The sequence below is a fragment of the Streptomyces sp. NL15-2K genome (assembly GCF_030551255.1).
Lineage (GTDB): Bacteria > Actinomycetota > Actinomycetes > Streptomycetales > Streptomycetaceae > Streptomyces.
This window is the reverse complement of the sequence record NZ_CP130630.1, coordinates 7,448,760-7,464,038: the sequence shown is the minus strand read 5'-3', so window position 1 is coordinate 7,464,038 and position 15,279 is coordinate 7,448,760. Positions and strand designations below refer to the sequence as shown.

The following is a 15,279-nucleotide window of genomic DNA, read 5'->3' as shown; positions in this document are numbered from 1 at the left end:
CTCAACGACGACTGATGTCTTCTGATTCTCGGACTGGGCGATCAGCTGGTCGACCCCTCGGGGGTGTTGTTCGCGTGGGGCAGGCCCAGCGCGATCAGGGCTCCGAGCACCCCTGTGGCGGCCATCAGGAGCGCGGTGACGAAGCCGGCGTGCGGCGCGTCGGACGGAGCGTCCATGAGGTTCAGGAGCACCGAGCCGAAGACCCCGACGCCGATGACCTGGCCGAGCTGCATCACCGTGGACATCACGCCGCTGGCGTCCGCCGCATTGGCTGGTGGCACTTTCCAGAGCGCGATGGCGAACAGCGGGCTGAACGCCGTCCCCATGCCGAGGCCGAAGAGCAGGAGGCAGATCTCCATCCAGACGGAGAGATGACCGGCGTCCATGGCGAGAGCGAGACCGATCAGCGCCGGCATGGTGAGCAACAGACCTGCCGAGGGCAGCAGACGATGCCATCTCGCGGGCAGCTTGCCCCAGTTCAGGCTGGCGAAGCCGAAGGCGCACGCAGCGGGCAGGAACACCAGCCCTGCGACCAGCGCGCCATGGCCCAGGCCACTCTGTACGAAGAACGCGGTCAGGAAGAGGATGCCGCCGTAGTTCGCAGTCGCGGCGAGCAGAGCCAGCGCGCCCGCGGCCAAGCCGGGCGCGCGCAGCAGCACGCCAGGGACCAGCGGTGAACCGCCGATCCGGCTCGACCGGCCTTCGACCAGGACGAAGGCCAGCGTGAAGAGCACGCACAACACCAGACTCACCCACGTCCACGCGGGCCAGCCCAGCTCGGGCCCGAGGACCAGCGGCAGCACCAGCGCGATCACGGCGAGGGACAGCACGGCCAGGCCCGGCAGGTCGAGCTTGCGGGACGGATTGCCGGGGGTCTTCGGTAGCGTGCGCGCTCCGGCGATCAGCAGCACCAGACCGACGGGCACGTTGACCAGGAACACCGGCCGCCAATCGCTGCCGAAGATGTCGGCACTGACCAGAACACCACCGGCGATCTGGCCGACGATCGCGCCGCCGGCGATCACCGTGGCGTAGGCGCTGAGCGCCTTGGCCCGAGCGGTGCCCGCGAAATTCAGCTGGATGAGGCTGAGCACCTGCGGCACCATCAATGCGGCCCCGGCACCCTGCACGACCCGGAAGGCGATCAGTGCCACAGGCGTCCATGCCAAGCCGCAGGCGAGCGACGCCGCCGTGAAGACGGCGACGCCGGTGAGAAACATCCTCCTGCGGCCGGCGAGGTCACCGAGCCGCGCTCCGGTGATCAGCAGCACGGCGTAGGCAATGATGTAGCCGCCGACGACGAGCTGCAGCTCGGCGCCGCTGGCGTCCAGGTCGGTGCCGATGCTCGGCGCCGCCACGTTGGCGATGGCGACGTCGAGGATCGCGATGAACACTCCGGTCAGCAGAACGGCGAGCAGTCCGCGCGACGACGTCCCGGCGCGCGCAACCGCTGTGTTGGTCGGCATGCCGCGTCCCCTACAGCGCGAGCGCTTGGAGGCGCTGCTTCGCGCCGTCGGGCAGGACGTACTCGCCGTCTTGTTCGATTTGGTCGTACAGCCGCTCCACGCGCTCGTAGTGAGCGTCGAGGTTCTGGTCCAGCAGGTGGTACTCGGACTTGTTGTATACGCCGTACTGAAGGTCGGTCATCAGCCCGAACGGATTGATGTGTTCGGTGTGCCGGGTGCCGAACACGAGGTACATGAACTCGTCGATGCCCTCGTAACCCAGCGTGGTCAGCAGGAAGTCGAGGGAGGCCCGTTTGCGGCTGATCTGGTAGTCGCGTTCGGCCGGGTCGACGATGAAGTCGAGGCCGCTGGACATGCCCGGCGGGTAGTGCACCTTGTTGAAGCAGCGGAAGTCGATCGTGAGCCGGTCCTTGGGCGAACCGGGCAGCGTGCCGTCGCCGTGGGCCCGGTAGTTGTCGAAGACCAGCGCGTCACCGACCCGCGAGTCGCAGTAGTAGCCGGGAGACGGCGTGTCGGCGTACCGCTTCTCCCAGTACTTGGCCATCAGGAAGTCGCGCACGGTCGGCAGGTCGATCTCGGAGAGCTTGCCCTCCAGGAACAGGTAGAGGGCCTTGTCGACGGCGGCCTTCTCCTCCTTGTCCACGCCGTGTTCCATGATCTTCTCGTACGCGAACTGCAGGTTCGGAGCCTCGACCTCGGCCTCCTCGAAGATCACGAAGGGCTGCCGGTCGAGCGGGGTCGGCGTCACCGCGGTGTGGAAGCTGCGGTACTCGGTCGGGAAGCCGAGCCGCTTCTTCACCAGCGACGGGATCTGCAGTGCGATGCCGCTGGCCGAGTGGGTGCCGTAGGAGCGCTTGTTCGCGGTGACCACGAAGGCATTGACCACCGCGGTCTCCACCTCGGGGAAGTGCTTGTGAACGATCTCCTGGTTCAGGTCGTAGAAGCGTTTGGCCGACGGTATGAACAGCACGCAGTTCTCGAACATCGTCGACAGCGGGAAGTAGTTGCCGATCGACGCCTCGGCGAAACTCTCCTGGATGACGGCCTGGCACCGCAGCTGCCTGGCCAGGTTGTCGGCGAGGCCGTCGTCGAGGTTCATCTGCTCGACCACGGTGGGGGTCGTGTCGGGATAGAAGCAGCTGGGGTTGAGGCTGCGCTTCGGCGGCAGCCGCGACTCCACCTCCCCGGCGTCGACCGGGTACTTGTCCAGAACCGGCATCAACTTCTCGGCGTGCGCGCCGGCGGACGTGTGCAGGTACGTGCCGCTGGGCTGGTAGGTGCCCGTCACTACGGGCTCCTGGTCGGATGGTGTACTCATGCCGTTCCACTCTCCTGGGTATCCGGGGGTCGGTCCGGGTCCGGTGGAGCCGTCCGTCGGTCCGGCTCCACCTGCGCCTGGTGTCGTCACGCCCCGACGGGGCCGTGCGGCCTGGCGGCCGCCTTGTCGGAGGCGATGATGCGGTGGACGTACCTCTCGACGAACTGTTCGTCGAACGGCGCCGCGGGATGGTCGTCGCCGCCCAGCACATGCTCACCGGCGAGGCCTGCCCCGAACGTGAGCGTCAGGTTGTCCGGCGTCAGTCCGTCCACCAGTGCGGCGATCCGGGCCAGTGCACTCGTGGTGTCCGTGGCCGCGAAGGCCAGGGCCCGCTGCTTCCACTCGTCGAACGGCACCAGCTCACCGGCGCCCGCCACCGCACCGACCATCTCGAAGAAGCGGTTGAAGCTCGGCGCCCCGGCGTTGACGAAGTCGTAGTCCCGGCCGATGCGGTCCCGCTCGTCGAGCATGATCGCAGTGATGGTCCGGGACAGATGGTCGACCGGCAGGACAGCCGTGAGGCTGGCGCCCGTGCTCGGGAAGCACCCCAGGGCCATGCTGCCGACGACCAGATTGTGCAGGAAGTCGCCGCGGTCGAGCCGGAAGTGGCCCGTCGTGGCGGACGGCCCCACGAACGGCAGCCGGTACACCGAGGCCTTGGCGCCGCGCCAACGTGCCGCGGTCACCATCTGCTCCGCCATCCACTTGGAGGTGACGTAGCCGTACTCCATCTGGTCCGGCGTGACCTCGTACCCGAGATAGCGCGGCAGGGTCCCGAAGGTCGACATGACGTGCACCGTCTTGCCGCGGCCCGTCGACGCCAGCCGCAGGGACTCGTGCACACCGACCACGTTCGGGCCGATGTACTCGCTCAGGGGCCGCACCCAGTCCACGAGGGCGCCGGAGTGGCACACCGCGTCGACCTCGTCGGCGAGCCTGCCGAACGCCTCGTCCGTCAGCCCGAACAGAGGCTGGGACAAGTCGCCCACCACCGGGTGCAGCAGCGACGCGAAGTCGTCCTGCCACATGCCGTAGCTCGACAGCACACCGGTCAGCCGCCGCGTGGCGCTCTCCTGGTCGTCGGCCCGCACCAGGCAGTGCGTGGCGACGCCGGCGACCAGCAGTTCGCGCAGGAGGAAGGCGCCGACGAAGCCCGTGGCACCGGTGAGGAACACGGATTCCGGACGCCCCAGCTCGCCTTGGCAGTTGTCGAACCGCAGCGTCGGGTCCAGGTAACCCTTGCGTACCAGCGCCATGTCGAGACCGGCCGCGTTGTCCGTGTCCGCCGCACCGGCCGTGTCTTCACCGGTGGAGTCGGCCGCCTGTGACGGTTCGTCCAGGCCACGCTCCAGCAGTTTCTCCAGCAGGAACTGAGCCAGCGACTTCAGGTTCGGACGATCGAGCGCGACCTTCGCCGGCAACGCGATGCCGGTCATGTCCGCGAGCTGGTTGCGCATCAGGACGGCGGTCAGCGAGTCGATGCCGAGGTCCTGCAACGGCAGGCCGGGGTCCACGTCGCTCATCGAGGCGAAGCCCAGCGTCCTGGCCACGCCCTCGCGGACCATGTCCAGCACGACCGACTCCTGCTCAGCCGGAGCCGTCTGGGCGAGCAGCTTGCGCAGAGCCGCACCGCCGTCGCCCTTGGCGCGGGAGCCGCCGCCACCGTGGGCGCTCAGCAGCGAGCGCAGCAGCGGGGGTACGCCGCCCTGGCCCTCGTAGTAGCTCTGGATCCCGGTGAGGTCCAGTGCGGCCGCCACGGTCAGCGGGCGGCCGCTGCGCACCGTCTCCTCCAGCAGTTCCAGGCCGTCCTGCGGAGAGAGCGCGTCCATGCCGGTGCGGCTGATCCGGGCCCGGTCCCGTTCGCTGAGGGTTGCGGCCATGCCCTCGCCGTCCCAGGGTCCCCAGGCCACCGAGGTGGCCGGCAGGCCCTGGGCCCTGCGCAGGTACGCAAGCGAGTCGAGGAAGGCGTTGGCCGCCGCGTAGTTGCCCTGGCCCGGCGCCCCCAGGATGTCGGAGATCGAGGAGAAGAGCAGGAAGAAGTCCAGGTCGAGATCGCGCGTCAGCTGGTGCAGATGCCAGGCCCCGTCCACCTTCGGAGAGAAGACGGTGTCCAGCCGTTCGGGCGTCAGCGCCGACAGCGCACCGTCGTCGAGCACACCGGCCGCGTGGACCACACCGCGCAGCGGACGGTCGGCGTCGAACAGAGCCAGCACCGAGGCCATGCTGTCCGCGTCGGCGGAGTCGGCGGCCACCACCGTGGCGGTGGCGCCGCGCTCTTCCAGGCCGGCCACCAGCGCGTCCGCGCCAGGGGTGTCCGGGCCGCGCCGCGAGGTGAGCACGAAGTCGCGCACCCCATGGGCGTCCGCCAGCCAGGTGGCGACCTGCCCGCCCAGGCCCCCGACGCCACCGGTGATCAGCACCGATCCGCCCGGCTGGATGAACTCCTTCTGCTCGGTGGGTATCAGCACCACCTTGCCCACGTGCCGCGCCTGGGCCATGAAGCGGAGCGCGTCGGAGGTGGCCGTGATCGGGAAGCTGCGCAGCGGCAGCGGCGTGAGCTTGCCCGCCGCGAACAGTTCGGCCAGCGACACCAACATCTCGTGCATCCGGTCCGGATTGGCCTCGAGCAGGTGGTAGACCCGGTACTTCACGCCGGGGTGGTTCTCGTCCACCCACGACTGCTCCCGCAGGTCGATCTTGCCGAGTTCCAGGAAGCGTCCGCCCTCGCCCAGCATGCCGAGGCTCGCGTCGATGAACTCGTCGGCGAGCGAGTTCAGTACGACGTCGAAGCCGCGTCCGGGCGCGGTGCGGCCGAACGACTCGACGAAGCCCAGATCGCGGGAGGACGCGATGTGGTCGTCGTCCAGCCCCATCTCGCGCAGCGCCGCCCACTTCGGCTCGCTGGCAGTGCCGTACACCTCGGCGCCGTGCAGTCGCGCCAGTTGGACGGCTGCCATGCCGACGCCGCCCGCCGCGGCGTGGACCAGCACCCGCTCGCCCGGCTTCAGCGCGCCCAGGTCGTGCAGGCCGAACCACGCCGACAGGAACGTCATCGGGACGGTCGCGGCCTCCTCGAACGTGAGGTTCTCCGGGACGCGGACCACCCAGCGCGCGTCGGTGACGACCTCCGCGGCGAACGAGCCCTGGCCGAGTCCCAGGACCCGGTCGCCCACCTGGACGTCCTTGACGCCGGTCCCGACCTCGGTGACCACGCCGGAGAACTCCATGCCGAACACGGGGAGTTCGACCATGCCGAGCGCGTTGAGCACGTCCAGGAAGTTCACCCCGGCGGCCTTCACGTCAGCCCTGATCATGCCCGCAGCCAGCGGCTTCGGGGTCACCCTGCGCACCGAAAGCGGCTGGTCCAGACGGCCCTTGGCGGCGATTTCCAGCTGCCAGCGGCCCTCCGGGGGCAGGGTCAGCTCGCCCGAGGCTCCGACCCGCTCGAGATGCGGGACGAGTACCTCGCCGCGGCGCAGCACGCACTCCGGTTCATCGGAGAGCATCAGCGCCGGGGCGAGAGCGGCCAGATCGGCGTCCTCGTCACCGAGGTCGAGCAGGCGCAAGGCGAGGTCGGGGTGCTCGCTGCGGGCGGTGCGCATCAGGCCCCACAGCGGACCCGCGCCGAGCCCGGAGGCCATGTCGTCGGCGTTGACACCCACGGCGCGGCGGGTCAGCCACACCAACGGCGGCACGAACCCGGCCTCGGCCGCGGTGTGGAGCTGGCCGAGTGCCGCGGCGGACAGCGTGTGCGCCCCGGCCAGGGTGTCCTGGCCGGCGTCCCACAGGCAGATGACGCCGTCGAGCTCCGCGGCTTCCTCCAGGTCGCGCACCTTGAACGCCTGGACGCCGGCCCGGCTCAGCGCCCTCTTCGCCTCGGCCGCCCACGGCACATCACCGCCCGGCGACAGCAGGCCCCAGGAACCGCCGATCTCCACCTTCTCGGTGTCGGCCGGCCGCCAGTTCACCTCGAACCGGAGCCGGTCCACTCCCTCCGCGGCCAGCCTTCGCAGCACCGCGCGGTCGACCCGCCGGGCGTGCAGCCGCTCCAGCCGGCCGATGTTCCCGCCGGCCGGGTCGAAGAGGTCCAGGGACGCGTGGAACTCGCCGTCGCCCATCTCGAACTCGGCTACCCGGACCCACACTTCTCCCCGGCCCTTCTCCCGTATCGACAGCCGTTCCGCCTCGAACGGCACGAGCACGTCCTCGGGGTTGGTGTTGTGCATCCGCATGCTGAAGAGCTGCGACTGCATCGCCGAGTCCAGCAGAGCCGGGTGCAGGACGTAGCTGCCGGCGGTGTGCGCGGCGTCCTCGGGCAGGGCCGCTCGGGCCCACACCACCCCGTCGGCCTGCCACGCCTCCTGAATGCCCCGGAACACCGGGCCGAACTCGTAGCCGATCGCGTCCAGTTCGTCGTACAGCGCAGAGACGTCGAGACGCTCGGCGCCGGGCGGCGGCAGCACCACGGCGGCTGCCGTGACGGGCTTCGCGGGCACGATCCGGCCCTGTGCGTGCAGCAGCCATTCGCCGTCCCTGCGGTCCGGTGCGCTGTACACCTGGACCGGCCGGGCGCCCTCGGACTCCTCCCCCACGACGACCTGCAGGCGGGCGGGTGCGCCGCCGGCGAACACCATCGGATACAGGAAGTCGACGTCGGCCACGTCCCATTCGCCGGGTGCGGTGGCGTCGGCAGCCGAGCGCATCGCCTCGATGTACGCGGTGCCCGGCATCAGGACGGTGCCCATGATCTGGTGGTCCTGCACCCACGCCGGCTCCTCGGGCGCCACCACGGTCGTGAACACCGCCGTCTCGGTGCCGGCGATCCGCACGGCGCCGCCCAGCAGCGGGTGGTCGGTGTCGTCCAGACCGGCGCCGACCGAGCGTGGCGTCGACGGCTCGAACCAGAAGCGCTCACGCTGGAAGGCGTAGGTGGGCAGGTCGACCCGTTCACCGCCGAAGGAGCTGAACCAGCCCCGCCAGTCGACCGGCACGCCCCTCACGTGCAGGTCGGCGAGGCTGCGCTGGGCCACGGCGAAGCCGTCCTTGCCCGCGGCCAGCGACGGCAGCCACGCGATGTCGGTCTCGTCGGCCAGGCACGCCACGCCCATGCCGGAGAGCACCGGCTGCGGACCGAGCTCCAGGAAAGTGGTGACGCCCTCGCGGTGCAGGGTCGCGATGGCATCGCTGAAGCGCACCGCGTGGCGCACCTGGCGCACCCAGTAGGCGGCCTGCTCAAGCTCGCCCGGCGCGGCCAGAGCTCCGGTGAGACTGCTGACCAGCGGGATCGTCGGGGGGCGGTACGTCACGGTCTCGGAGACCGCCTGGAAGCCGGCCAGCATGGCGTCCATGTGGTGGGAGTGGAACGCGTGCGACACCGTCAGTTCCTTGACCCGGCGTTCCTGGCCGGCGAAGTGCGCCACCAGGGCCCGCACGGCGTCGGCGTCGCCGGAGACGACGGTCTGTGTCGGGGTGTTGAGGCCGGCCAGATCGATCGTGCCGGTCAGCTCCAGCTCCCGCACCGCGGCCTCGATCTCGGCGGCTCCGGCCTCGATCGAAGCCATCGCGCCGCGGCTGGGCAGCGCCTGCATCAGGCGGCCCCGGGCGGCCACCAAACGGGACGCGTCGGCCAGGTCGAAGACGCCGGCGACGTGCGCGGCGGCGAGTTCGCCGATGCTGTGGCCCAGGAGCAGCTGCGGACGTACGCCCCAGCTCTCCCACAGCCGCCACAGCGCCACCTCCAGCGCGAAGAGGGCCGGCTGCGTGAAGTCGGTCCGGTCGAGCAGCGCGGCGTCGTCGGTTCCCTCCTCGGCCCACATGACGTCGAGCAGCGGACGGTCCAGTTCGGTGAAGTGGGCGGCGATCTCGTCGAGCGCGTCGCGGAACGCCTCATGGGTCTCGTACAGATCCCTGCCCATGCCGACCAGTTGACTGCCCTGTCCGGTGAACAGCAGGGCCAGGCGCTGCTCCTCGGCACTGTCACCGGTCCGCGCGGCGCCGGGCGGGGTCTCCCCGCTGCGGGCGAAGGAACCGAGTTTGTCCAGCAGTTCGGATCTGTCCTTCGCCATCACCACGAGCCGCTTGCGGAAGTGGCTGCGGGTGGTGGCCAGCGAATGCGCCAGGTCGATGGGCCGGTCCTGGATGTTCATGCCCACGTACTGGTGCAGCGCCTCGGCCTGCGCGCGCAGGGCAGCGTCGGTGAACCCGGACACCACGAACGGCAGCGTCGACGGCGGCTGCGCCGCGGGCCTGTCCGACGGGAGGGGCGCCGGCGGTTCCTCCACGATGACGTGTGCGTTGGTGCCACCGATGCCGAACGAACTCACGCCGGCGCGGCGCGGCCGGTCCTTCGGCAGCCACGGCTGCGGGTCCAGGGCCAGGGCCATGTTCGCGCCTGCCCAGTCCACGTCCGGGGTGGCTTCGGAGACGTGCAGGGTGCGCGGAATCACGTTGTGCCGCATGGACAGGGCGACCTTCATCACACCCGCCAGGCCTGCGGCCGCCTGGGTGTGGCTGAGGTTCGACTTGACCGAGCCGACCCACAGCGGTTCATCGGGGTGACTGCCGCCGAAGACCTCACCGAGAGCGGTGCCCTCGATCGGGTCGCCGAGGCGGGTGCCGGTGCCGTGGGCCTCCAGATAGTCGATGTCCTTCGGCTGCAGCCCGGACGCGCCGAGGGCGGCGCGGATGACCTTCTGCTGAGCGGGTCCGCTGGGCGTGGTCAGGCTCGCCGCATGGCCGTCGTGGTTGACGGCGGTGCCGCGCAGGACGGCATGGATGGTGTCGCCGTCGCGTTGCGCGTCGGAGAGCCGTTTCAGGATGACGACGGCGACGCCCTCGCTCCAGCCGGTCCCGTCGTTGTCGGCGGAGAACGACCGGCACAGCCCGTCGGGCGACATCCCGCGCAGCCGGCTGAACTCGACGTTCATGTTGGACGTGAGCAGGATGGTCGCGCCGCCGGAAATGGCCAGGTCGCACTCGCCGTCACGCAGCGCGTTGGCGGCGAGGTGGGTGGTCACCAGGGACGACGAACAGGCCGTGTCGATCGTGATGGTCGGGCCTTCGAGGCCGAACACATGGGAGAGCCGGCCGGACGCGGTCGCGAGCGCGGAGCCCGTACCCACGTAACCGTCCAGGTCGGCTATGGAACCGCCGGTGGTGATGCCGTACTCGTGGTACGAGGAGTTCTTGCCGACGCCGATGTACGTGGCGGTCTGGCTTCCGCGCAGCTGGTCGAGTGTGTAGCCCGCGCGTTCGAACGCCTCCCATGTCGTCTCCAGCATCAGCCGCTGGAGCGGATCCATCGCGTGCGCCTCCCGCGGCGCGATACCGAAGAACGACGCGTCGAACATGTCGATCGGCGTGGCGAGGAAGCCTCCGCGGCGTGTCACCGACTTGCCGCGCGCATCCGGGTCGGGGTCGTAGATCGCGTCGGCGTCCCATCGGTCGGCGGGTACCTCGCTGATGCCGTCGGCCCCGCGCTCCAGCAGGTCCCACAACTCCTCCGGGCTGCTCACGTCGCCGGGAAGCCGGCAGGCCATGCCGACGATGGCGATGGGCTCGTCCTCCGCCCGGCGGCTCGACGGGATCTGCGTCGGGCCGCTCCGGGCGCCGGTGAGGTGCTCCGCCAGGGCCTTGACGGTGAAGTGCTCGAAGAGCTTGGCCGAGGAGATCGGCCGGCCCAGCACCTTCTCCAGCCGGGTCTGGACGCGGACCACGCGCAGCGAGTCACCGCCGATTTCGAAGAAGTTCTGGTTGACGCCGATGCGGTCGTGGCCCAGTACCTCCGCCCAGATCGCGAGGATGTCCCGCTCCAGCTCGTTGGCGGGCTTGGCCATGGCTCCGGCGTCGGTGACCGGGTCCGGCAGGGCGTTGCGGTCGATCTTGCCGTTGGGGGTGAGCGGGAACTCGTCGAGCTCGACGAAGAACGCCGGCACCATGTACGCGGGCAGCCTCTCGGCCAGCCAGGGGCGAAGGATGCGGCCCATCGGCTCCTTGGCCGGCTCGCCCGCCGCGGGCACGTTCGCGTACCGGGCCAGCGCGGCGCGGTCGGTGGCGGCGGCCGGGCGCAGGCTCAGGTCCGGCGTCTGGCCAGGGCGCCAGAACACCGCGTCGAACGTCCGCTTGTCACCGGAGCGGCTGGGGAGCAGCGCGCATTCCACTCCGGCCTCCTGGGCGACCTCGGTGAGGTCACGGGGGTCCACCGGGAAGGCGTACGGTTCCCTCGCCTCGCCGAGGGCCCCGACGCGATCGGGCACCGCGGCGAGCCGGCCGTTGGGCACGTCGGTCAGGCGCAGCGGCCCGCCGTCGAGGCCGGCGAGCAGCGCGGGCACGGCGGCGATCTCGAGCGACTCGGTCCGCCAGTCGTGCTCGGTGTCGGCGGCTTGCGCCTCCGGGCCGTTGCCGATGTGGAGCGTCACGTCGTAGCGGTAGCGGGTCATCTCGTTGACGTACCGGCCGTTGCGCAGCATGACGTCGACGCGGGTGATCTGCGGGAAGAGAGCGGAGAGGTCGGCGAAGTAGTCCGGCGCGACGGCCAGTTCGCGTTCGGCCCGCACCTCGCGCTCGACGCGGCGGGCCACCTCCTCGGGCGTCAGGCCGTCGTGGCGGAACTGGATCACGTCGGCATGGAACATGCGCAGCAGCGACAGGTCGCGGATGTCACCGAGGAACACCCGCCCCTCCGTCACCGCGGTGGTCGCCCACTCCAGCACCGAGGTCAGGTAGTCGACGCCAGGGAAGTACTGGGCCACCGAGTTGACGATCACGGTGTCGAAGGAGCCGGCGGCCACGGCCGGCAGGTCGTGCGCCGGGCGGTGCTCGCACGTGACATGCGGCAGCGACTGCAGGTGGTGCCGGGTGACCTCGACGGCCTGGGACGAGGCGTCCACCGCGTGGTACACGGTGGAGTGCGGCGCGACGGCGAACATCATCAGCCCGGTGCCGAAGCCGACCTCGAACACGCGCTGGGGCGCGTAGGACAGGATGCGGTCGACCGAACCGCGCTGCCAGTCACGCATCTCGGCCACGGAGAACGGCAGACCGTCGTAGCTGTTGCGCCAGCCGGCCAGGTTGAAGGTGTCGTCGTCGGCGTCGGACTCGTAGGCGCTGTCCCAGGCGCTGGCCCACTCGGCCAGCGCGACGCGCTGTATCTCGTTGTCGTCGGCGGACTCGGCGGACTCGGCGGACTCGCTGGAGGCGGCGGCCTCGCGGACGCAGTAGGCGACCAGTTGCTCGTCGCGGCCGACGACGACCGCGCGGGCGATGTCGTCGTGGGCGGTCAGCGTCGCCTCGATGTCGCCCAGCTCGATGCGATGGCCGCGGAGCTTCAGCTGGCTGTCGTTGCGGCCGAGCACGCGCAGCGCGCCGGGTGCGACGAACCGGGCCAGGTCGCCGGTGCGGTACAGCGTGTGGCCGACGCGGAACGGGTCGGGGACGAAGCGGGCCTGGGTCTGCTCGGGGGCGGCGTGGTAGCCGTGTGCCACGCCGGCGCCGCCGATGCACAGTTCTCCGGGGAAGCCGGGCGGCACCGGCGCGAGGTTTTCGTCCAGGACGTAGAGCTGGGTGTTGGCCACCGGTCGGCCGATGACGACATCGCCTTCCGGCTCCACCCGCCAGATGCTGGACCAGACGGTGGTCTCGGTGGGCCCGTACATGTTCCAGACGGCGTCGCCGCAGTCGAGCAGACGGTCGGCCAGCGCGCGCGGCAGGGCCTCACCCCCGCACAGGATCTTGCCCAGGCGCGGCTCGCCCTGCCAGCCCGCGTCGAGCAGCAGCTGCCAGGTCGCCGGCGTGCCCTGCATCATCGTGATCCCGTGACGCTCCATCAGGCCGATGAGCGCGTTCGCGTCGGCCGTCTCGTGGGCCTGGGCGATGACCGTGGCGGCCCCGCTGAGCAGCGGCAGGAACAGTTCCAGGACCGCGATGTCGAAGGAGATGGTGGTGACCGCCAGCAGCCGGTCGCTCTCGGCGCAGCCAGGCTCCCGGCGCATGGACTCCAGCAGGTTGCACAGCGCGCCATGGCTGATCTCCACGCCCTTGGGCGTGCCGGAGGTGCCGGAGGTGTAGATGACGTAGGCGAAGTCGTCGGCCTGGACCTCGACGCCCGGGTTGGCGGCGTCGCCGTCTCCACGCTCGCCTGCGGCATCCGTGATGCTCAGGCAGCGCGTCGACCACTCGGCGAGGTTGGCAGGTGGAGCGGTCGGGGTGAGGACGATCCGGGGGGCGGCGTCGTCGATCATCTGGCGGATACGTTCCGCCGGGAACGCCGGGTCGATCGGCACATAGGCGGCACCCGTCTTCAGCGCCGCCAGCACGGCCACGACGACGTCGGGCGAGCGGTCCAGCCCTATGCCGACCAGGTCGCCGCGGCCGATGCCACGCTCGATCAGCGTGTGCGCGACACGGTTGGCCCGGCTGTTCAGCTCACCGTAGGTCAGCCGCATGTCGCCGCAGATCAGTGCGACGTTGTCGGCATGGCGCTCGGCGGCCTGCTCGAAGAGCGTGTGCAGGCGGTGGCCGAGGACGGTGTGGTCGTCGGTGGCGTTGAAGGCGTCGGTCAACGACGCGCGCTCCGACGCGGAGAGGATGTCGACGGACGCCAGGGTCTCGTCGGCCAGCCCGGGTACGCGGTCGCACCAGTCGCCGATCTGCTCGGCGAGGCGGGCGACGTCGCCGCGGGCCAGACGCTGGGGGTCGAAGTGGAACTCGACCGTCTCGCCGTCGGGTCGGACGACCAGGTTCAGCGCCGGGCGCCCGGCGTCCGCGGGCTCCGCCGCATCGGCCCACGAGATCATCACGTCGGGCGTCAGATCGCCGGCGTCCCACAGTCGGCGCAGCGTCTCGTCCCGTCCGATCTGGTCACGGCGCAGCCATCCCTTCTCCTGCCCGAGACGGAACTCCTCGGCGACCGCCCGGAGGTTGTCGGCGATCGTCCGGCCGGGGTCGATGGTGGCGCGCAGCGGCAGCCAGGCGGCGAACAGGTCCCGGTAGTCGGGGTCGATCCCGTCGCGGGGCGCGGCGACGGCGAGAGTGACGTCGTTGGTCGCGGCCGCCCGGCTCAGGTACGTGCTCACCATGCCGGCCAGGGCGGACACTCCGCCGGGAGCGGCGCAGCGCGCGACGACGGGGGCGGCGTCCTGCTCGGCGCCAGAGTCCTGCGCCGTTAAGGGCAGGCGGAACGGGTGGGCGTCGGCGCCCAGGCGCTTGCGCCAGTGGGCTGCGGCCTTGGACGCCCGAGTGCCGGTCTCGGTGATGCTGTTCCGGAGCGCGTCGCCGGGAGCCAGGAGGATCAGGCCGGCCTGGACCGCGTTCTCCGCCGAGAGGCTGTCCGTGTCGACCGGCTCGCCCTCCAGCGTGCTCAGCCGGATCAGGCGAACGGCACCGGTGGCCGTGGCCACGTTCAGGCCGTCCGCGTCGCAGGTCAGCACCTGGCCGGGTGCGGCACCGGGGGACGCCGCGCCGACGCGGGCCTCGCGGACGGCGAGGATGCGCCCGTTGACGTTCACCTTGGGCCACACGAGCGGGGAGCCGAACAGCCCGTGGTCGGTCGCCCGGACCATCGCAACGATGTCCTCGGCCTCGCGGGCCCAGTCGATCAGGCCCTCGGCGGAGAACTGCGTGTGCCGGGAGAAGTATCGACGCGCGGCCAGATCCTGGGGAACGGCGGCCTCACGGCCTTCGGCGATGTCGCCGATCAGCTCGGCCACGCTGGCGACAGCCGCCTCGTCGCACTTGACGCCCAGCGACAGCGCGGTCTCGTCGGGCTCGACCGGTACCGGTATCCGCTTGATGATGTCGCCGCCGTCCACCAGTTCGCCGATCCGGTGCCACGTGATGCTGTAGTCGCTCTCACGGTTGGCGACGGCCCAGGAGGGTGCGTTCAGGCCGGCGTACTCGGGCAGCGGACCGTAGTGGTAGTTGACGCTCGTCCGATGCGCGCATGCCAGCAGTGCCTCGGGGATCAGGGCGTCGTTCCCGATGCTGAGAAGCACGTCGCACGACAGCCGGGCCGGGTCGAGGAGCACGTCATCGAGATGGCCGATTCCCGATTTGACGGCCCAAGCGCGGACCACGGCGTCGCCGGTGACCACCGCCCGGATCCGGTGCCCTGCCGACAGCAGAGCCTCACCGCAACGAGCGAGGACACCGCCCTTACCGATCAGAACCACGCTCAGAGTCCGCATCACTGTTCCCCCAGTTCCCCCGTAGAGGCGTTGCAGAATGATCAACGCTGATGACGCACAGTCATGATAAGCAGACAAGATATTATTTCAAGTGAGTTGAAGGTCTTGCTTGTTGACGGGGCATCAGTTGGCAGCTGGTCGAGCGAGCCCGGACGCACTGGAGGGGGAGATGAGCGAGCATCTCGGCTACGAGAAGGGCGATCCGGCCGGCGTGGGGTGGCGAACTCGCGCAACGGGCAATGGTCGAAGCGGGTGCGGACCGAGATCGGTGAGGTGAAGATCGACGTCCCGCGGGACCGGGACGGTTCGTTCG

General features: G+C 70.5%; 3 protein-coding genes. All 3 read right to left on the bottom strand.

What is annotated here, in order from left to right; all coding sequences use genetic code 11:
* Positions 1 to 41: 41 nt before the first annotated feature.
* Positions 42 to 1,394 (bottom strand): MFS transporter, encoded by a 1,353-nt coding sequence (locus Q4V64_RS33755; protein WP_253266885.1) that lies wholly within the window; start codon positions 1,392 to 1,394, stop codon positions 42 to 44.
* 82 nt (positions 1,395 to 1,476) lie between these two features.
* Entirely contained in the window at positions 1,477 to 2,784 is a 1,308-nt protein-coding gene (locus Q4V64_RS33750; protein WP_124439454.1) for a hypothetical protein, read from the bottom strand.
* 86 nt (positions 2,785 to 2,870) lie between these two features.
* Entirely contained in the window at positions 2,871 to 14,966 is a 12,096-nt protein-coding gene (locus Q4V64_RS33745; RefSeq protein ID WP_124439455.1) for a polyketide synthase, read from the bottom strand.
* Positions 14,967 to 15,279: the final 313 nt, after the last annotated feature.

What these genes read in the sequence shown, in the direction of transcription:
- Q4V64_RS33745 (WP_124439455.1), bottom strand. Translation starts at nt 14,966, where the DNA reads ATGCGGACTCTGAGCGTGGTTCTGATCGGTAAGGGCGGTGTCCTCGCT.
- Q4V64_RS33750 (WP_124439454.1), bottom strand. Translation starts at nt 2,784, where the DNA reads ATGAGTACACCATCCGACCAGGAGCCCGTAGTGACGGGCACCTACCAG.